Below are 19,102 nucleotides of genomic sequence, written 5' to 3' on the forward strand. Positions count from 1 at the left end.
CTTCTGTAGCTCAGCTGAACAGCAAAGCTTTGAAATCAGAGTCAATCCAATACCACTAGTAGACATTACAGACATGGATGGAGCGATTGTATGTATTGACCCCCAAACTGGTGAAGTGATTGAAACGGATTTCTCACCACCGATACTAGACACCGAACTCAGTGAAGAAGATTACGCTTTTGAATGGACACTCAACGGAAACCCAATTGCTTTTACAGGCCCAGCTTACGCAGTACAAGCACCAGGAGTATACACTGTAACGGTAACCGATTTAACCAACAACTTGACGAGCTGTCAAGCATCAAGCACAGCCGAAATCATTCAAAGCAATGGACCGGATTTTGAAGTGAATGTATTGAGTCAAGCCTTTGATGGGAGCCATAGTGTAGAGGTAACCAACATTCAAGACGATGGCAATTATGAGTTTTCGATAGACAACGGACCTTGGAGAAGTTTATCCGAAGGAGAACAAAGCATTATCTTCACTGATTTAGAAGCAGGCGACCGAGTAGTACGCGGAAGAGATGTAGGCGGTTGTGGAGAAGTAACAATCCCTGTTTCGTTGATTGATTACCCCCAATTCTTCACTCCAAATGAAGACGGTTACAACGACCGATGGAATATTATTGGATTAGCCAATCAAAGTAATGCTAAAATTTATATATTTGACCGCTATGGTAAATTGCTGAAACAACTCAGTCCAAGTAGTCCAGGATGGGATGGCACCTATAACGGAAAAGCCTTACCAGGAAACGATTATTGGTTCAGTGTTCAGTATGAAGAACCATCAAGTGGAGTTAGAAAAGAGTTTAAAGCGAATTTTACTTTAAAAAGATAAATTACAAAATTAACTGTCATACCACACTTGATGTGGTATCTCATGCCTGAGAAATAGAATTATTGTATTAAGCAACCGCAGAACTAAACACAAACAGATGCCGTATATCGGTTTCACGGATTGCAAATCCGCGAACTCACGTTTTGGGTGATGTTTTTTTTTCACGGATTGCAAATCCGCGAACTCACAAATCCGCGAGCTCACCGTTTTGTTTCACAGATTACAAAAAATCTGGTTACTAGATTTCAGCTACCGATTGTAGTGATTACCCTGCACAGCTGAAGCTTATATTTTTAGCATTTTGTAGAGCGACTTTAGAAGCTCTAGCAAATTGCATAAAAATAATGCTGAAGAGGGAAGCGTAAAAACGAAAAGCGGGTTAATGCTGCCTTAAGATTAATTAGCTTTTTTAATTCATTTAGTTAAATTATTTTATTTAATAAACGTAGTTAAACTAATTAGCAAACCGAAAACTAGTTTTGAGTAATATTTAATGAATATGGAAGGTTTCAGCTTAAAAAGTGGCAATTGTTGAAACGTAGTATAAAATGCAACTACAGATTCTTGAATTGATATAAACAAAAAAAGCCCCAAAAATTGGAGCTAACTTTATTATGAAGATTCAGCAATTTATAAAGCTTCTACGTGCTTCATTAATTGAGATTTAAGATTTCCAGCTTTATTATCGTGGATAATATTTTTCTTAGCTAGTTTATCTATCATAGAAATAACCATTGGAAGTTGCTTATTTGCTTCATCTTTAGATTCTGCAGCTTTCAACTTTCTAATTGCGTTACGAGTCGTTTTATGTTGATAACGGTTTCGTAAACGTTTAGCTTCGTTGCTTCTAATTCTCTTTAATGCTGACTTGTGATTTGCCATTTTTATTTGATTTATTGTAGTCCGTAGGGGAATCGAACCCCTGTTACCAGGATGAAAACCTGGCGTCCTAACCACTAGACGAACGGACCAGTTGTTTTTATTTATTTATTGTAGTCCGTAGGGGAATCGAACCCCTGTTACCAGGATGAAAACCTGGCGTCCTAACCACTAGACGAACGGACCATTAATTTGCGGATGCAAAAATAATCCTTTTTTAGTATTTACAAAGACTTTACACAAAAAAATTAATAAGCTTTAGCAAATAAAACTCTTTGCTGTGATGCAGCTCCTGTAAATACACATTTCCCTAACTCATTTTTAGTGTTTTCAGGTATACATCTAATGGTAGCCTTTGTAAGTTCTTTTATTTTTTGCTCTGTTTCTGTGGTGCCATCCCAGTGAGCAGATATAAAACCTCCCTTATTTTTCAAGGTTTTTTTGAAATCATCAAAAGTGTCAACTTCAGTAATGTTTGCGTCTCTAAATGCTTTTGCTTTAAAGAATAAGCTATCTTGAATTTCTACTAATAGATTTTGTATTTTGATGGTTAGTTCTTCCTGCGCTACAAACTCTTTAGTTAGCGTGTCTCTTCTTGCAAGTTCAACTGTTCCATTTTCTATATCTTTGGGACCAATGGCTATACGTAATGGTACTCCTTGTAATTCGTATTGAGCAAACTTCCAGCCAGGTTTATGGGTGTCTCGATCATCAAATTTTACACTGATTCCAGCATTTTGAAGCTTCGTCTGAATTTCTTTTGCTACTTTACTAACTTCTTCAAATTGCTCGTTAGACCTATAAATAGGTACAATAACAACTTGTTGTGGAGCAAGTTTGGGAGGTAAAACCAAGCCTTTATCATCACTATGTGTCATAATTAGCGCTCCCATTAATCGGGTTGAAACACCCCAACTTGTTGCCCAAACCAATTCTTGTTTGCCTTCTTGATTTGTAAACTTCACATCGAATGCTTTGGCGAAATTTTGTCCTAAAAAGTGAGATGTTCCAGCCTGAAGTGCTTTTCCGTCCTGCATTAATGCTTCAATGCAATAAGTTTCTTCAGCACCAGCAAATTTTTCACTTTCAGATTTTCTACCTTTAATGACTGGTATTGCCATAAATTCTTCTGCAAATTCAGCATAGATGTTGTTCATCTTTACTGTTTCTTCAATAGCTTCTTGACGAGTTGCGTGAGCGGTATGTCCTTCTTGCCAAAGAAATTCTGCTGTACGTAGGAATAATCTTGTACGCATTTCCCAACGAACCACATTTGCCCATTGATTGATTAGTATAGGTAAATCACGATAGGATTGAATCCAATTTTTATATGTGCTCCAAATAATAGCTTCAGAAGTTGGTCTTACAATTAACTCTTCTTCTAATTTAGCTTCAGGGTCAACTATTAATTTACTTGTGTCTTCAGGGTCAGTTTTTAGACGATAATGAGTTACAATAGCACATTCTTTAGCAAATCCTTCTGCATTTTTTTCTTCAGCTTCAAATAAACTCTTGGGTACAAACAGGGGGAAATATGCATTTTGATGTCCTGTTTCTTTAAATCTTTTATCTAATTGGGCTTGAACTTTTTCCCAAATAGCATAACCATAAGGTTTGATTACCATAGAACCGCGGACTGCTGAATTTTCAGCTAAATCGGCTTTAACTACCAACTCGTTATACCACTTGGAATAATCTTCTGAACGTTTTGTTAAGCTTTTACTCATTATTGGTGTTTGATGTTTTTGGCACAAATATTGTTTTAATACTAATGCTTAGGTTTTGGAAGCAAAACTAAGTAAATTTGTAATAAGTTAAACATTTAAAACCACAAGTTATGCAAGTCAACAATCTTAAATTTCAAATGAAAACACTCGGATGGAGTGTATTGGCAGTGGTTTTTATGTCTTCTTGCGGTTCTTTTCAGAATGTAAGTACTCCAAGTGATGGTATTTATGGTGGAACCAGTAATTCAGTTAATGAATCTCGAGCAGGCATATCGAATCAACGAACTGCTCAACCTAAAGCTAATGAAGCTGCAGAGAATAAAGTAGCTAAGCAAAATTCTAGCACTACAAATACAGATTATTCAAATTATTTTAGACAACAAGGTGAAGAAATTGAACAAGCTAGAGGAGTTACATCTTCGGATATTGTTACCGATGTAGATAATTATTCATCTACAAAATCTGCTGCCCAACAAGATGATAATTATTACTATGATGATGGTACAGATTATGTTACTTACGCAAGTCAATCTCAGGCAAATGCAGGATGGGGTAGCAATCCTTCTAATGTTAACATCAACTTTTATGGTGGAGGCAATTGGGGTGTAGGCTGGGGCGCTGGTTTTTATGATCCTTTTTTCTCACCTTGGGGTGGATTTTACGGCCCAGGTTGGGGTAGTGGTTTCTACGGCTCAAGATGGGGTTGGGGCGGTTTTTATGGTCCTAGATGGGGCTTCGGTTACGGCTTGGGTGCTGGCTGGGGTGGGTTTTACGGTCCAGGCTGGGGCTGGGGCGGCGGTTTTTATGGTCCAGGCTGGGGTTACGCTGGTTTATATAATCCATATGTTTACAATAGAGGTTACAGAAATGCTGGATTTAACAATAACCGTGGTGCATACGCTAATAACAGTCGAAGCAATAGAAATGTTTCAGGAGTTAGAAGTAATAATAATGTACGGAGCAGTAGTAATAATGTAAGAAGTAATAGAAATATTCGAGGCAGAAATTCTAGAAGTAGTGCAAATGTTCGTGGTATCTCTAGTTCTAGAAATGTTAGGTCTACTCGTGGTAATGTGAGAACGTCTAATACACGTGGTACTGCAAGAAGTTCTAGAGGAAATACTGCGAGAACACGAAGTAACATGAGTAGAGTGAGAAACTCTAATGGTGTAAATGCTAGAGCTAATAGCAGAGCATATTCTACATCTCGTAGTAATGCTAGAAGTAGTAATAGTAGCAATACTAGAGCAAATACTAGATCAACTCGCACTAATACACGTTCGAGTACAAGAACATCTACTTCAAGAAGTAGTGGCGGAAGCGTAAGAAGTAGTGGAAGTAGCAGCGGAAGATCAAGCGGCGGTGGAAGCAGATCAGGAGGTAGAAGAAGATAATTGTTTTCTTACAAATTAAAATATATGAAACTCATAAAAATTATATTACTAAGTATTTTGAGCGCTGTGTCTATTGACGCAGCTGCTCAAGACTTAAATGATGCTTACCGTTTTTCTAGGCAAGAGTTAACCGGTACTGCAAGATTTGTTGGAATGAGCGGGGCTTTTGGCGCTTTAGGTGGTGATTTGTCTTCATTAAAAATTAATCCAGCAGGTTCTGCTGTATTTTTAACAAATCATGCTGCATTTAGTCTAGATCAAAATTTTAATAATGTAAGCACTAGATTTGGAACGCTTTCAGCCCAGACTGATGAAACTCGAAGAAGAAATTTTGATATGTCACAAGCTGGACTTGTTTTTGTTTTTAGAAACAATGATCAAGGTTCACCAGTAAATAAAATTACATTTGGAATCAATTACGATAGAACATTTAATCATGATGCTCGTTTTTCTTCATTCGGTTCTACAGAAGAGACTATTGGAAATTATTTTGTAGAGAGAGCCAATGGTTTTACCGTTAATGATTTTACGCCTAATAATCAGAATTTCTCAAACTTTTACAGAAATCTAGGTCAGAATTTTGGCTTCGCTGCTCAAGAAGCTTATTTGGCTTACGAGTCTTTTTTAATAGACCCAAGCGCTCAAGATAATTCTACTTTTATTTCCAACACAAATTCTTCACTTTACAACAACGATATAATAACTCGAGAAAGTGGTTTGAATGGTCATGTAGCATTCAATCTTGGTACTCAACTTTATGAAAAGCTTTATTTAGGGATGAATCTTAATTTTCACTTTATAAATTACGATCGGTTTTCTTCCTATTTAGAGACTAATGATGGGCCTGGTGATATTCGTGAAGTTTATTATGAAAACGACCTACGAACCCGAGGCTCTGGATTTTCATTACAATTTGGAGCAATTTATAAACCTGTTGAACAAGTTAGAATAGGTTTATCTTATCAATCTCCTACTTGGTTCAGGATTGAAGACGAAATAGTTCAAGGTATAGAGACATTTTCTCAAGCTCAAAATGAGTATATCACCGCATTTCCTGATGTTGTAGTTCTTTTCCCAGCATATGATTTTCGTAGCCCGATGAAAACTACCTTTAGTTTTGCTTATATATTTGGTAAAAATGGACTTCTTAGTATGGATTACACATATCAAGATTATAGTAATCAGCGGTTTACTTCAAGAGGCTTTGAAGACTTAAACTTTCAAATAGATAATGTTTTTCAAGCTACACATAATTTTAATATTGGAGGAGAATATAGATTAGGAAAATATAGTTTTAGAAGTGGCTATCATTTTGCAGAAAGTCCTTATTCGGCTCCTGTTTCTAATAATTCTAGTGGAAACCTTACAGGCACTAATTACCAAGGAATGACAATTGGTGATACAAATGGTTTTTCTTTAGGCTTAGGCTATAACTTTGGTAGCACAACTTTAGATATCGCTTGGAGAAGGACTTATCTTGAACGAAATGATAATTTTGTTCAAACTGGACTTCAGAGTAGAGCTTATGTAGAAAATACGATTAATAATTTGATGCTGAGTTTAGCATTTCAATTCTAAAATAAATTGTTGTTTGTTTGATTTTTATGATTGTTTTGAAAAAAGCCTGAAATTAATTCAGGCTTTTTTTATTGATTTAATTCATCGTAATATTACGATGAATTACTATATTTGTCCAAAATATAGTTATGGGTACAACAAAAACAAGACTTTTTACTGAAGAAGCCAATGCCATTGCCAACTTTGCTAGAGCAATTGCACATCCAGCACGAATTACTATCATTAATCGATTGTTGCAAACTGAAACTTGTGTTTGTGGCGATTTTGTAGAAGATTTAGGCCTAGCACAGTCAACGGTTAGCCAACATTTATTGGCATTAAAAAAAGCAGGAATCATTCAAGGCACCGTTCAAGGTCCATCTACTTGTTATTGTTTGAATCCAGAAAAATGGAACGAATTAAAAAATAGTTTAGGAAATTTTATTCATCAAGAAGTAGCACTTAAATCAATGTGCTGTTAAAAATACATATCATGAAATTAAAAGAAGTCAAACAACAATTAGAAAATCTAGAATCCTTAATCTTCAACTTGCCTGATGGCGAAAATGTGCCTTTGCATTTTCATGTAACAGAAGTAGGTTTGGTACAACGTGATTTTATCGATTGTGGCGGTACTATTCGTAATGAAAAAACAGTCAATTTTCAATTGTGGACAGCCGAAGATATCGACCACCGTTTAGAGCCAAAAAAATTGAAAAACATCATTTCACTTTCAGAAGAAAAACTTGGAATTAGTGAAGATTTAGAAGTGGAAGTAGAATACCAAGGCGATACCATTGGAAAATATCATTTGGATTTTGCAGATGGAAAGTTTCACTTAATAAGCACCTTAACGGATTGTTTGGCAAAAGATAGCTGTGGTATTCCAGAGCAACAGTTACCCAATAAGAAACCCAAAATGAAGCTTTCGGAATTGCAAGAAAAAATGCAAGCTTGTGCACCTAATTCAGGATGTTGCTAAGTCATGGGAAAATTCGAAAAATACCTAAGTCTTTGGGTAGCACTAGGAATTTTAGCTGGAATTGGCTTAGGAAGTATAGCAGGCGATTCCATTCAGTTTTTAAGCGAATTGGAAGTTGCTAAAGTAAACATTCCTGTAGCTATTTTAGTTTGGATGATGATTTACCCGATGATGGTTCAAATTGATTTTTCATCTTTAAAAAACATCAAGCAAAATTCCAAAGGTTTAGGGCTAACCATCTTTATCAATTGGTTGGTGAAACCCTTTACCATGGCATTTTTTGCCTGGTTGTTTTTCGATCAGATTTTTGAAGCTTATCTCCATCCAGAAGAAGCTGAACAATACATAGCTGGTGCTATTATTTTAGGTGCTGCACCTTGTACGGCCATGGTTTTTGTTTGGTCGTATTTAACCAAAGGAGATGCCAATTATACTTTAGTGCAAGTTTCTTTAAACGATTTGATTTTATTGGTTTTATTCATTCCGATTGTGCGATTTTTATTAGGTGTTACTAACATCGAAATTCCTTATGATACCTTATTGTATTCGGTTTTAATTTTTGTGGTCATTCCTTTGCTGGCAGGTTACTTGTCCAGTACATTTTTAATCAAATCTAAAGGAAAGGAGTGGTTTACCACGGTGTTTATCGCTAAGTTGAAGCCAGTGTCTATGGTAGCTTTAATTACCACTTTGGTGTTGCTTTTTGCTTTTCAAGGAGACAAAATATTGAATAATCCTTTCCATATTTTGCTGATTGCAGTGCCGTTGACCATTCAAACTTATTTTATATTTTTTATCACTTGGTTTATAGGAAGGTACATCAAGTTGAGACACAGTGTTTGTGCACCTTCAGCCATGATTGGTGCTAGCAATTTCTTTGAATTAGCTGTAGCCGTTGCTATTTCCTTATTTGGACTGAATTCTGGTGCATCTTTAGCCACTGTAGTCGGCGTTTTAATCGAAGTTCCCGTAATGTTATCCTTAGTAGCCATTGCGAATAAATGGCGGTATTAAATATTTTTAAAATGAAGAAAGTATTAATTTTATGTACAGGCAACAGCTGTAGAAGCCAAATTGCCCATGGTTTTTTGAAAACCTTTTTAGAAGGAACAGCAGAAGTATTCAGCGCAGGTGTAGAAACGCATGGAGTAAATCCAAAAGCCATTGAAGTGATGAAGGAAGAAAACATCGATTTATCTTCGCATACTTCCAATCACGTAGATGAATACAACAACGTTGAGTTCGATTACATCATCACTGTTTGCGACCATGCTAAAGAAAAATGTCCTTTATTTATCGGAAAAGGAGAGCGTTTGCATTACAATTTCCCCGATCCAGCCAAAGCAACAGGAAGCGATGAAGAAATCATGAACGAATTCAGAAAAGTTCGGGATATGATTAAGCAATACAGCTTGGATTTTACTGCATCAAAATTTGTTTAATTATTGTTCGTTTTTTTAGATATTCATGTAAATTAGCTAAAAAAACAAATGGCATTAACTCCTTCCACCATGTTAGCTTTGGGAACGAAAGCTCCCGAATTTCATTTAACAGATTCGATTAGTAGAGAGAAGTTTACTTTTGAAAATGTAAAAGGCAAAAACGGAACGGTGGTGATGTTTATTTGCAACCATTGCCCTTATGTAAAGCACGTTAACGAAGAAATTGTTCGCCTAGCCAACGATTACCGCATTCTAGGTTTTGGCTTTGTCGCTATTTCTAGCAATGATGTGGACAATTACCCAGAAGACCATCCTGACAAAATGTTCGAATATGCCCGAAAGTTGAACTATCCTTTTCCTTATTTATACGATGAACATCAAGAAGTGGCCAAAGCTTATCAAGCAGCTTGCACACCCGATTTTTATGTATTTGATGATGCAGATGAATTGTTTTACCGTGGACAATTAGACGATTCTCGTCCTAAAAACGGTATTCCTATTTCAGGTAGAAATATTCGCGAAGCACTTGATGCTATTCGAAACAATCAAGCTCCACCAAAAATTCAAAAGCCTAGTATGGGGTGTAACATCAAGTGGAAGAGTTAGACTTGTTCCGCTTCCAATTGCACAGCAAATTTCTCTAGCACTTTAAAGAAATTCACTATTTCTTCATCAGAATTGTTGCTGTTAATCGTAACTAATCGCACAAAATCGGTTCCTTTAAAGTTTCCGTAGCCTACCATGAGTTTGGCTTCTTCATAAAGTAAATTGCACAAGACTTTAGGGTCTAAATCTTTATAGTTGAAGCAAACTGAAACAGATTCATCATAGCTATATAAAGTATAATCTTCGTTGTTTTTGATGTAGTTTCTCGCTGTTTCCGCTAAATCAAATTGATGGTCTACCATTTTTTCCAGCCCTTTAGTGCCAACCGATTTCCAGAGACTCCAGAATTTTAAAGCATCGTTTCTTCTGCCGCATTGCAAAGAAGTTTTCCCTAAATTGAAATCATCTCCATCGGTTTGATATAAGTAATTCGCATCGCAGGCAAAAGAGTGATGTAAATTGAATCTGTTTTTGGTTACTATGATGGAACTGCTCAACGGCGTATTCAGCATTTTGTGTGCATTAAAACTAAACGAATCTACATTTTCCACACCTTTGATCAAGTGCTTGTATTTTTCGCTAAACAAAACTGCTCCACAATAGGCACCGTCCACATGGCTCCAAATTTTATATTTTTTGGCGATTTTGTCTAGTGCTTTAATTTCATCAAAAGCACCAAGTACGGTTGTTCCTGCTGTAATGTTCACAAAAAAAGGAGTGTATCCGTTTGCTATGTCTTGTTGTACTTGTTTTTCAAATTCAGCTGGAATCATTTTACCTAGTTCATCGGTAGCGATGTTTCTGATTTGTTGTGTGCCAATACCAGCAAAACTCGCATTTTTTTGAGTAGAATAATGCGATTCAGCTGAGGTATATAAAGTCATTTTTTTGCTAACTCCTTCTTTTTTGATGTGTTGGTCGGCTACATCTCTAGCCATCAATAAGGCCATGAAGTTGCTCATACTTCCACCAGGAGCAAAAGTTCCACCTGCATTTTCAGGATAGTTAATCAGTTTGCAAATTTCCTGTAAAATGGCTTTTTCAATGCCTACTTGTGGTCCGCCAACTTTGTAGGTATACATACTAGTATTCAACAAAACTGCTAACAATTCGCCTAAAGTTGCTTTGGTATTTCTGCCGCCAAACAATTGATTAAAAAATAATTTTGATGAAGTTCGTGGAGTATTTAATACCACTTTTTCAATTAATTCAGCAAATTCATCCTGCGAGATGCCTTCTTCATTTAAATGCAAATTAAATTCATCATAAACTTGGTCTGCAGGAATGGGTTTTACCACTGGATTATTTTCTTCTTCTTGGAATAATTTTTCTGCGATTTGATGAAATAAGCGTAAGTCTTCTTGCATAACTTTGGTAATGAATTTATATTTACGAAAATATAGAATTTATTGGGCTTAAGTCCCGATTTTAGCATCATTTTAAAAAGCTTATTGTTTTGCAAACCATAGATTCACTTTCAGATTTATTACACCTTTTGCCTAATTGCAAAGGCAAAGATTATAAAAATATTGCCCAACATTTGCAGATTCCTGCTCAAGAATTGATGGAGTTTGCTACATGGGATTCTTCTGCTTACACCCGAAATTGCATCGACCGGACCGATGATTATGAATTGATTTTGTTGTGTTGGGAAGAAGGCCAAGAAACCGATATTCATTGCCATGGTGGCGAAGAATGTTGGGTGTATCTCGCTAAAGGAAAATTGCACGAAAAGCGCTTTACTTATCAAGATGAACTTTCTTTTAAAAATGAATTTAAAATGGAAAAAGAAGGTTTATCCTATATGAATGACGAATTGGGTTACCATTCGCTTCATAATATTGCAGAAGGCAGGAGCATGTCGCTACATTTGTATGTGGGTCCGATTGATGAATGCACGATTTACGACGAAGATGATGATGAATTTATAGCCAAATCTTTGAGTTACGATACAGAAAATTCACTTACAAAAAATTAATTCAACTTCAATATGAACTGGAAAACCGTTAAAGAATACCAAGATATTACCTACAAGAAATCGGGAGGTGTGGCAAGAATTGCTTTTAATCGCCCTGAAGTAAGAAATGCTTTTCGTCCTAAAACAGTAGGCGAACTTTTTGAAGCTTTGTTAGATGCAAGAGAAGATGTAAACATTGGCGTTGTACTGCTTTCTGCGGAAGGTCCTTCGCCTAAAGATGGCGTGTATTCGTTTTGTAGTGGTGGCGACCAAAATGCGCGTGGTTTTCAAGGTTATGTAGATGAGGATGGCATGCCTAGACTAAATATTTTGGAAGTGCAACGCTTAATTCGATTTATGCCTAAAGTAGTTATTGCTGTTGTACCCGGTTGGGCTGTAGGTGGTGGACATTCTTTACACACGGTTTGCGATTTAACTTTGGCGAGTAAAGAACATGCTATTTTTAAACAAACCGATGCCGATGTAACTAGTTTTGATGGTGGTTATGGTTCGGCTTATTTAGCTAAAATGGTAGGGCAGAAGCGTGCTAGAGAAATCTTTTTCTTAGGCAGAAATTATTCTGCTCAAGATGCTTTTGAGATGGGAATGGTCAATGCAGTAATTCCACATGAAAAATTAGAAGAAACCGCTTACGAATGGGCAATGGAAATTTTAGCTAAGTCGCCAACTTCCATAAAAATGTTGAAATTTGCTTTCAATGCTACTGACGATGGTATGGTTGGTCAACAAGTTTTTGCTGGTGAAGCCACGCGTTTAGCTTATATGACAGATGAAGCCAAAGAAGGTAGAAATGCATTTTTAGAAAAACGGAAGCCCGATTTTAGTAAAATTAAGTGGATACCGTAATTTTGTGATTGAGCATCTGTATTTTTTTATTGAATATACATAAATAACTTTTCTTTAAATAAATTATTATTAAACACAAGTAATGAAAATTTTTAGATTTTGTTCAAAATTATTAATCCTGTTTTTCATATTTGGTTGCTCGGATGATGATCAACCAACTTTAACTGTTAATTCTTTGTCTTCAACACAAACTTTTATAGGAGATACACTTTTCTTGACAGGAAAAAATTTAAACCGAATAGGCACTATTGTGTTTAGAAATCAAGAATCGGATAGAAATACTAGTAATACAGCTGAAATTATTTCAAAAACAGAAACAGAAATCAGGTTTATAGTGCCTGAATTACCTCATGAAAAGGCAACCATTTATTTTAGTTCATTAACAGACCCTATTGATGTGGAGTTATATGGCTATATACCTTATAGTAGTTTTTACAATGGCACTATTTATAGATCAGCTGAAGTAAAGCAAATTTTAAATGATGATATTGCTTTTTGTTATGATAATCCATCTAATAAGAGATTTAAACTTACTGATAACTTCAGTAACTATAGAAGTTTGCCTATGTATAACTTTGACGAGTATTCATATTATGGAGATTATTCGAATTATTACTATGTTAATGAATACAGTGGATATATAATAAACAGGTGGCATAATGATATTCACATACACTCTTTTAATGACGATACAAATAGTACAAATTTTGAGTATGCTATAAACCGTACTGATTTAAATTTGGGTACCGGTGATTATATAAAGGACTTTAAGTTTGTATCTGATAGTTTAGCATATTTTATGAATGTAGAAGATGAAATGTTTCAAATATTAAATGGTACAGCAACTGCTTTTCTAGACTTATACCCTGAATTAAACAATACTCCTTATTTATCTGAAGAATATTGGACAAATGGTTTTCAACTTTTAAATGATGGTTCAATTTTAATTCTGCAAACTAATGGTATATATAAAATAAAAAATGGAGAAGTTGTTTTCAACGCTTTTAATGGAAATTTGAATCATACAGCAGGATACCATTTAAACACAACTAGGGCTAAGCCTGCATTTATTAATAATAATGCAGGATTTTATCTAGAGTCAGAACAAAAAATATATAAAAGCAATGATTATGGCGAAACTTGGACGACTTATGATGTTAATTTCCCATTTGATGGGGATGGACGTATTGCCATTGAATATTTAGGAGAAGACCAATTCATACTACATAGATATAGATTTAAATCTTCAATTGATTGGAAATCTAAATATATTAGTACTGATAATGGTAATAGCTGGGAAATAATATTTTATTCTAATAAACAAGGTTACGGAAATACAATAAATATGTTTGATGAATATGGTTTTACAGGAGCAAGTCACTACGGTTTAGTTAAGTTTAGAAGGTTCCCGAAGGATTTTTAGCTTTCATGTAATAATCAAAACTTATTTTAAGTTATTAATGTATAGCTTCTTGCAAAAATTTATAACTTACAAAAAACTGAAATTTTTAAAGGAACATAATTTACAGTTTTCGTTATTTTTTGTTGTAGAATTATTTTTAATATCTGAATAAAACTATACGACAAAATCTAAACAACAAAAATTGGGCTAAATAATAATTAGTTAGCCGGTGCACCACAATATTAATTTAGCTGAGATGTTATTGCTGTATTATTCAATAACTTAAAATATTTACTAACTTTACTTTCTAGAATTATAAAAAATATTAATCATGCCAGTTTTAACCGAAGAAGAATTACAAAGCCTTAAAGATAAAGCCGCTTTAGCTGAAAAAAATTTAAAAACCACTCAGGCTAATCAAAAACGTCTGCAAAATGAAGTAGAAGAAGCCAACAACAAAAAGAAAGGCTTTTTAGTCGGATTTTTAATTTGCCTTATTTTACTCATAGCATGTTTGGCAATTGCATTTGGAGCACCCGATATATTGGGAATAGAACAAGGTACTGAAATTGCATCGGATGAAGTGGTAGTGAAAAAATCTGAAATTGAAACTTACCAAACTTCAATATCCCAATTGGAACAAGAGTTAGCACAACAAAATAATAATCATCCGTTAGATTTAAATGAGTTTTATGCTGTTCAGTTAGGTGCTTTTAAAAAGTTTAATACGCGATTGAGTTCAGATAGTTTTAGTATTGTTCGAAATGCAAATTATAAAGATTTTAATTTATTTACCCTAGGTGTTTTTGAAACCGAAGCTGATGCTGAACAACTACGAAAAATTGTACGTCAGTTAAATTTTAGAGATGCATTTGTCGGAAAATATAAAGATGGTGAACGTATTGACGCTGAATTTTAAATATGAATAATAAGTCTATCGAGTTTTCAAATTTATCTATATCAGTAGATGAGCTTCCTGATTTTAAAGATGCAAAATTAGAACCTATTGCCAAAAAGTATCAGATTTTACTGTGGTTAAATCTAGTTCTATTAAGTCTTTTTTTTGCCGGATTAATTTCAGGTCTGTATTATTTCATAGAAGATTTCCCAAGAATTATTTTAAAAATTGCTGCTATAGTTTTCTCTTTAATTATTGTTTTTAGTGCTATTGAGATAGGTAAGGGTTTTCCAAAACGCAAATTTGGTATTCGAGAGTTAGACATTATTTTTCAAAAGGGATTTTTCTTTTTCAAGGAAACCGTAATTCCCTTTAAGCGAATTCAACATGTGGAAATTAAACAAGGACCTGTGCTCAGGCTTCTTAATTTATATTCTCTTAAACTTTATACTGCAGGAGCTTCAACTGGAGATCTGGTTATTAGTGGCTTGCATTTAAATGTTGCTGAAAAACTAAAGGCTAAAGTTCTACAAGTAACTGAAGACGAAGATGAGTAATATCGATTTTTCAGTTTTACAGCGCCAATCCTTCAACGGAATTTTTCTCATTTTTTTTGCTGATATCGCCAAGCAATTCAAACGGTTTTTTTATGCCATTTTTGCTCCTTTTTTAAGCGAAAACTTCAGAAATAATTACCAAGAATATTTAATTGCTGGCATAATTGTCTTGGTTATTATTCAATTTGTTTTTTCCTATTTGTCCTATTTAAAATATCAGTTTCAAATTCATAAAAGTGCTTTTATTGTTCAAAAAGGAGTGATTAAAAGAAGTGTTGTAGAAATTCCTTTTCACCGTATTCAGAATATCAATATTCAACAAAATATCCTTCAGCAAATTTTTGGGGTAGTTGGTTTTCAGATTGAAACAGCTGGCGAAAGCGCATCCGAAATTAAAATTAAAGCTTTAGATTCTGCAACTGCAAACGCATTAAAGGAAGCTTTGTTGGATGAAGTGAAAGAAGTTGTGCACAGCGATGAAACAATTTCTTCAATAGAAGATTCATCGCCACAAAATTCATCTTTACAAGAAGATTTAACGCAAGAGAAAGAAGCATCTACTTTGTTGCATCTCTCTTTTGGCAGATTGTTGAAAGTGGGTTTAAGTTCAAATTACTTAAAAGGCTTTGGGTTGCTTGCGCTTTTTATTGGTGGTATTGGCAATTTTGTAAATGATGTTTTGAGTAATTTTATTGAAGTTGATTTTGAAGAAGATTTAGTGCATCGTGTACCAGAAACATTAAGTTTTTTAGCATTGGTAGTTTTCATTTTTACAATGCTTGCTTTTTTACTTACCGTTTCACTACAAGTTATTAAATATTTCAATTTAAAAGTGATTCGCATTAAAGACAACTTTGAAGTGTCTTATGGCTTATTGAAACGAATTAATCAAGTTATAAAAAAGAATAAAACTCAAGTTGTTAGTTTTGAGTATAATCCAATCTTGCGTTTATTCGGAATTAATAATGTGTTTGTAAGTCAAGCTTCTGCTTCAGAAATAACTGAAAAGCAAAAAATTGGTTTAGTGGGAATAACTTCGCTTCAATTTGAAGAATTTTTTGAAGCTATATTCGATTTGCCCTTTCAACAAAAATTTGCAAAAACACAAACAAGCTTTAGGTATATGATTGTTTTATTTTGGAAACAAATTGTAATCTGGGTTGGTTTTGGTATTGCAGGATATTTTTTTATAAACCCCATTGCAGGCTTTGTTTTTGCATTTTTAGGACTGATTGGCTTTACTTTCTTGAATTATAAAATAGTTTCTAAAAGCCATGTTGGATTAAATGAACATTTGCTTAAAATTGGCTCAGGTTCAATCAATACAAAGAGTGAGTTTGTAGCGCTGTATAAAATTCAGTCTGTTCAACTCAAACGAAGTATTTTTCAACGTATTAATGGTCATGCAGACTTAATTATATATACGGCTTCTGGAAGCCAAAGTATTCCTTATATTAATTATAATGAAGCTGTAGAACTTTTCAACTTTATGTTATACAAAGTTGAATCTTCAAAACTAGGTTGGATTTAAAAGATTTTAAAAACTACCTACATTAACTTCGGAAATTCATTTGGTTTACATTCGTGCATAATAGCGTAAACTTGTTCAAATACATCTTCTGCTGATGGTTTAGAAAAGTAGTCTCCATCGGTTCCGTAAGGTGGTCGATGTGCTTTTGCAGACAAACATTGTGGTTTACTATCTAAATGCATATATGCATTTTGCTCGTCTACAATTTTTTGTAAAATATAAGCAGAAGCTCCACCTGGAACATCTTCGTCGATGACAAGTAAACGATTGGTTTTAGCAACACTTTTTACAATATCATGGTTTAAATCAAATGGAACTAAAGATTGTACATCAATTACTTCTGCATCAATACCTAATTCTTGAAGTTCCTTAGCAGCTTGCATAATAATTCGTAAAGTTGAACCGTATGAAACCAAAGTAATGTCGCTTCCTTCTTTAATGGTTTCAACTTGACCTATAGCCGTATTAAATTCACCTAAATTAGATGGCATTTTTTCTTTTAAACGGTATCCATTTAAACATTCCACAATTAATCCAGGCTCATCGCTTGCTAGAAGTGTATTGTAAAAACCTGCTGCTTTAGTCATGTTTCTAGGTACTAGAACATGCACACCACGAATTAAATTTAAAACTCCACCCATTGGCGATCCTGAATGCCAAATTCCTTCTAATCGGTGACCACGCGTACGCACAATTAGCGGTGCTTTTTGCTTCCCAGCTGTTCTATACGTTGTGGTTGCTAAATCATCACTCATGATTTGCAGTGCATATAAAATATAATCTAAGTACTGAATTTCAGCAATGGGGCGCAAGCCTCGTAAAGCCATTCCAATTCCTTGACCTAATATAGTTGCTTCTCTAATTCCTGTATCTGAAACTCGCGTTGCACCATATTTTTCTTGTAAACCTTCTAGGCCTTGATTAACATCTCCAATTTCTCCAGAATCTTCCCCAAAGATTAGCGTTTCAGGTTTATTTTCAAAAATCTTATCAAAGTTGTCTCGTAAAATAACACGCGCATCTACTTCTTTTGCATCTGCATCGTAAGTTGGATCTACAGCTTCAATTTGGGTTGCTTGCCACTGGCTTTCACTTTGTAAATGACTACTGTATTGTGGTTGAATGCGAGTTTTAAAGTCCTTCATCCAATTAATTAGCTTTGTTTTTGCTTCAAAATTTTCATTTCTAACAAAACGCAGAGCTTTTCTAGCTGTAGCAATAACAACTGATTTTAAAGGTTCGCTGTTTTCTTTTAATTCATTTACAAGTGGTTGGATAAAGGCTTTGTTTTCGCTAGCATTTGCTAAGTCTGTAAGTAAAGCAATGGCATCTTTGTTTTCTTGTTTGGCTTGTTTGCCAAAAGCTGTCCAAGCCGCTTTTTTACCATCGCGAACTTGTTTCTTAATGTCTTTTTCTAGTTGGTTTAGTTCTTCTTCGGTTGCAAATCCATTTTCTAGCATCCATAGACGCATTTTTAAATTACAATCGTTTTCTTTTTCCCATTCTAATCGCTCTTTGCTTTTATATCTTTCATGCGATCCAGAAGTAGAATGACCTTGCGGTTGAGTTAACTCTACCACATGAATTAATACAGGAACATGTTCTTCTCGAGCAAATTTTTCTGCTTTTTGGTAGATTTCAATTAGTGCAGGATAATCCCAGCCATTCACTTTTAAAATTTCGTATCCATTGGTTCCTTCTTCACGTTGAAAACCTTTTAAGATTTCAGAAATATTTTCTTTGGTAGTTTGGTGTCTAGCATGAACTGAAATTCCGTAATCGTCATCCCAAACATTAATTACCATTGGTACTTGTAAAACGCCAGCTGCATTGATGGTTTCCCAAAACAAACCTTCACTTGTACTTGCATTACCAATAGTTCCCCAAGCAATTTCATTTCCATTTTTTGAAAACAACTCGCTATCGATATTTTTTTCAGCGCGATATACTTTTGAAGCTTGCGCCAAGCCTAATAGTCTTGGCATTTGTCCAGCTGTTGGAGAAATATCTGCACTCGAATTTTTTTGTTTGGTAAGGTTTTTCCAGCTGCCGTCTTCGTTTAACGAATGCGTCATAAAATGACCGCCCATTTGTCTACCTGCTGACATGGGTTCTTGTTCAATATCTGTATTGGCATATAAACCAGCAAAAAACTCTTCTATACTTAATTTACCAATAGCCATCATAAAGGTTTGATCGCGGTAGTAACCCGATCTAAAATCTCCATCTTTAAAAGATTTTGCCCACGCAAGTTGAGGTACTTCTTTACCGTCTCCAAATATTCCAAACTTGGCTTTGCCAGTTAGTACTTCGCGTCTACCTAGCAAACTACATTCTCTGCTTGTAACTGCTATTTTATAGTCTTGAAGGACTTCTTTTTTGAAATCTTCAAAGGAAAGTTCGTCTTTTTTTGTGGAAATATCTGGCATAACGTCAATTTTAAGGTCTTGCGAAAGTACGATTTT

At 34.8% G+C, this 19,102-nt stretch carries 18 protein-coding genes and 2 tRNA genes; 14 read left to right on the plus strand and 6 right to left on the minus strand.

The features are described from left to right. Positions 1-838, plus strand: an 838-nt coding sequence (locus tag IEV72_RS12580) for a T9SS type B sorting domain-containing protein (RefSeq protein ID WP_229731918.1), incomplete at its 5' end; no start/stop codon positions are given. Between the two features lie 630 nt (positions 839-1,468). On the opposite strand, the gene rpsT is transcribed toward IEV72_RS12580, so the two are convergent. The 4 genes from rpsT to proS all read right to left on the minus strand — a co-directional run bounded on the left by rpsT (position 1,469) and on the right by proS (position 3,444). Continuing rightward, the gene (gene rpsT / locus IEV72_RS12585) at positions 1,469-1,720 is read right to left on the minus strand and encodes a 30S ribosomal protein S20 (RefSeq protein WP_188459478.1); all 252 of its coding nucleotides are present in this window, start codon (positions 1,718-1,720) and stop codon (positions 1,469-1,471) included. A gap of 17 nt (positions 1,721-1,737) precedes the next feature. Continuing rightward, a tRNA-Glu gene (locus IEV72_RS12590) sits at positions 1,738-1,809 on the minus strand. 22 nt (positions 1,810-1,831) lie between these two features. Next, positions 1,832-1,903 (minus strand) — tRNA-Glu (locus IEV72_RS12595). 62 nt (positions 1,904-1,965) lie between these two features. Further along, a complete protein-coding gene (gene proS / locus IEV72_RS12600; protein WP_188459479.1) occupies positions 1,966-3,444 on the minus strand; it encodes a proline--tRNA ligase in 1,479 nt (492 codons plus the stop codon). Between the two features lie 137 nt (positions 3,445-3,581). Here proS and IEV72_RS12605 point away from each other — a divergent pair, with 137 nt between their 5' ends. The 7 genes from IEV72_RS12605 (at position 3,582) to IEV72_RS12635 (ending at position 9,425) form a co-directional block, all read left to right on the plus strand. Continuing rightward, complete coding sequence (locus IEV72_RS12605; protein ID WP_188459480.1) at positions 3,582-4,838, plus strand: hypothetical protein; 1,257 nt, start codon at positions 3,582-3,584, stop codon at positions 4,836-4,838. Between the two features lie 24 nt (positions 4,839-4,862). Further along, entirely contained in the window at positions 4,863-6,416 is a 1,554-nt protein-coding gene (locus tag IEV72_RS12610; RefSeq protein ID WP_188459481.1) for an OmpP1/FadL family transporter, read from the plus strand. 128 nt (positions 6,417-6,544) lie between these two features. Then, a complete protein-coding gene (locus IEV72_RS12615) occupies positions 6,545-6,877 on the plus strand; it encodes an ArsR/SmtB family transcription factor (RefSeq protein ID WP_188459482.1) in 333 nt (110 codons plus the stop codon). 11 nt (positions 6,878-6,888) lie between these two features. Further along, positions 6,889-7,377: a DUF6428 family protein gene (locus IEV72_RS12620; protein ID WP_188459483.1), complete on the plus strand. Its 489-nt coding sequence runs from the start codon at positions 6,889-6,891 to the stop codon at positions 7,375-7,377. A gap of 3 nt (positions 7,378-7,380) precedes the next feature. Beyond that, the gene (arsB, locus tag IEV72_RS12625) at positions 7,381-8,391 is read left to right on the plus strand and encodes an ACR3 family arsenite efflux transporter (RefSeq protein ID WP_188459484.1); all 1,011 of its coding nucleotides are present in this window, start codon (positions 7,381-7,383) and stop codon (positions 8,389-8,391) included. A gap of 11 nt (positions 8,392-8,402) precedes the next feature. Next, a complete protein-coding gene (locus IEV72_RS12630) occupies positions 8,403-8,819 on the plus strand; it encodes an arsenate reductase ArsC (RefSeq protein ID WP_188459485.1) in 417 nt (138 codons plus the stop codon). A gap of 48 nt (positions 8,820-8,867) precedes the next feature. Continuing rightward, positions 8,868-9,425: a thioredoxin family protein gene (locus tag IEV72_RS12635; protein WP_188459486.1), complete on the plus strand. Its 558-nt coding sequence runs from the start codon at positions 8,868-8,870 to the stop codon at positions 9,423-9,425. On the opposite strand, the gene IEV72_RS12640 is transcribed toward IEV72_RS12635, so the two are convergent. Next, positions 9,422-10,792: a pyridoxal phosphate-dependent decarboxylase family protein gene (locus tag IEV72_RS12640; RefSeq protein WP_188459487.1), complete on the minus strand. Its 1,371-nt coding sequence runs from the start codon at positions 10,790-10,792 to the stop codon at positions 9,422-9,424. The genes IEV72_RS12635 and IEV72_RS12640 overlap by 4 nt on opposite strands. 89 nt (positions 10,793-10,881) lie before the next feature. Here IEV72_RS12640 and IEV72_RS12645 point away from each other — a divergent pair, with 89 nt between their 5' ends. The 6 genes from IEV72_RS12645 (at position 10,882) to IEV72_RS12670 (ending at position 16,637) form a co-directional block, all read left to right on the plus strand. Beyond that, positions 10,882-11,403: a cysteine dioxygenase gene (locus IEV72_RS12645; protein ID WP_188459488.1), complete on the plus strand. Its 522-nt coding sequence runs from the start codon at positions 10,882-10,884 to the stop codon at positions 11,401-11,403. Positions 11,404-11,415: 12 nt separating this feature from the next. Further along, on the plus strand, positions 11,416-12,249 hold the full coding sequence (locus tag IEV72_RS12650; protein WP_188459489.1) for a 1,4-dihydroxy-2-naphthoyl-CoA synthase: 834 nt from the start codon (positions 11,416-11,418) through the stop codon (positions 12,247-12,249). A gap of 82 nt (positions 12,250-12,331) precedes the next feature. Continuing rightward, positions 12,332-13,672, plus strand: coding sequence for a hypothetical protein (locus IEV72_RS12655; RefSeq protein WP_188459490.1), 1,341 nt, complete (start codon positions 12,332-12,334; stop codon positions 13,670-13,672). A gap of 310 nt (positions 13,673-13,982) precedes the next feature. Further along, complete coding sequence (locus tag IEV72_RS12660; protein WP_188459491.1) at positions 13,983-14,570, plus strand: SPOR domain-containing protein; 588 nt, start codon at positions 13,983-13,985, stop codon at positions 14,568-14,570. 2 nt (positions 14,571-14,572) lie between these two features. Next, the gene (locus IEV72_RS12665) at positions 14,573-15,106 is read left to right on the plus strand and encodes a PH domain-containing protein (RefSeq protein ID WP_229731921.1); all 534 of its coding nucleotides are present in this window, start codon (positions 14,573-14,575) and stop codon (positions 15,104-15,106) included. Beyond that, positions 15,099-16,637: a PH domain-containing protein gene (locus IEV72_RS12670; protein WP_188459492.1), complete on the plus strand. Its 1,539-nt coding sequence runs from the start codon at positions 15,099-15,101 to the stop codon at positions 16,635-16,637. The genes IEV72_RS12665 and IEV72_RS12670 overlap by 8 nt, the downstream gene beginning before the upstream one ends. Before the next feature lie 17 nt (positions 16,638-16,654). On the opposite strand, the gene IEV72_RS12675 is transcribed toward IEV72_RS12670, so the two are convergent. After that, positions 16,655-19,066 carry an alpha-ketoacid dehydrogenase subunit alpha/beta gene (locus tag IEV72_RS12675; protein WP_188459493.1) on the minus strand — a complete coding sequence of 804 codons (2,412 nt, stop codon included), beginning with the start codon at positions 19,064-19,066 and terminating at the stop codon, positions 16,655-16,657. Positions 19,067-19,102: the final 36 nt, after the last annotated feature.

Origin of the sequence: Psychroflexus planctonicus (assembly GCF_014640195.1) — a bacterium.
In the GTDB taxonomy this organism is placed as follows: domain Bacteria; phylum Bacteroidota; class Bacteroidia; order Flavobacteriales; family Flavobacteriaceae; genus Psychroflexus; species Psychroflexus planctonicus.

Excerpts from the sequence above, each read along its gene's own strand:
- rpsT (WP_188459478.1), bottom strand. The coding sequence starts at position 1,720 with ATGGCAAATCACAAGTCAGCATTAAAGAGAATTAGAAGCAACGAAGCT.
- proS (WP_188459479.1), bottom strand. The coding sequence starts at position 3,444 with ATGAGTAAAAGCTTAACAAAACGTTCAGAAGATTATTCCAAGTGGTAT.
- IEV72_RS12605 (WP_188459480.1), top strand. The coding sequence starts at position 3,582 with ATGAAAACACTCGGATGGAGTGTATTGGCAGTGGTTTTTATGTCTTCT.
- IEV72_RS12610 (WP_188459481.1), top strand. The coding sequence starts at position 4,863 with ATGAAACTCATAAAAATTATATTACTAAGTATTTTGAGCGCTGTGTCT.
- IEV72_RS12615 (WP_188459482.1), top strand. The coding sequence starts at position 6,545 with ATGGGTACAACAAAAACAAGACTTTTTACTGAAGAAGCCAATGCCATT.
- IEV72_RS12620 (WP_188459483.1), top strand. The coding sequence starts at position 6,889 with ATGAAATTAAAAGAAGTCAAACAACAATTAGAAAATCTAGAATCCTTA.
- arsB (WP_188459484.1), top strand. The coding sequence starts at position 7,381 with ATGGGAAAATTCGAAAAATACCTAAGTCTTTGGGTAGCACTAGGAATT.
- IEV72_RS12630 (WP_188459485.1), top strand. The coding sequence starts at position 8,403 with ATGAAGAAAGTATTAATTTTATGTACAGGCAACAGCTGTAGAAGCCAA.
- IEV72_RS12635 (WP_188459486.1), top strand. The coding sequence starts at position 8,868 with ATGGCATTAACTCCTTCCACCATGTTAGCTTTGGGAACGAAAGCTCCC.
- IEV72_RS12640 (WP_188459487.1), bottom strand. The coding sequence starts at position 10,792 with ATGCAAGAAGACTTACGCTTATTTCATCAAATCGCAGAAAAATTATTC.
- IEV72_RS12650 (WP_188459489.1), top strand. The coding sequence starts at position 11,416 with ATGAACTGGAAAACCGTTAAAGAATACCAAGATATTACCTACAAGAAA.
- IEV72_RS12655 (WP_188459490.1), top strand. The coding sequence starts at position 12,332 with ATGAAAATTTTTAGATTTTGTTCAAAATTATTAATCCTGTTTTTCATA.
- IEV72_RS12660 (WP_188459491.1), top strand. The coding sequence starts at position 13,983 with ATGCCAGTTTTAACCGAAGAAGAATTACAAAGCCTTAAAGATAAAGCC.
- IEV72_RS12665 (WP_229731921.1), top strand. The coding sequence starts at position 14,573 with ATGAATAATAAGTCTATCGAGTTTTCAAATTTATCTATATCAGTAGAT.
- IEV72_RS12670 (WP_188459492.1), top strand. The coding sequence starts at position 15,099 with ATGAGTAATATCGATTTTTCAGTTTTACAGCGCCAATCCTTCAACGGA.
- IEV72_RS12675 (WP_188459493.1), bottom strand. The coding sequence starts at position 19,066 with ATGCCAGATATTTCCACAAAAAAAGACGAACTTTCCTTTGAAGATTTC.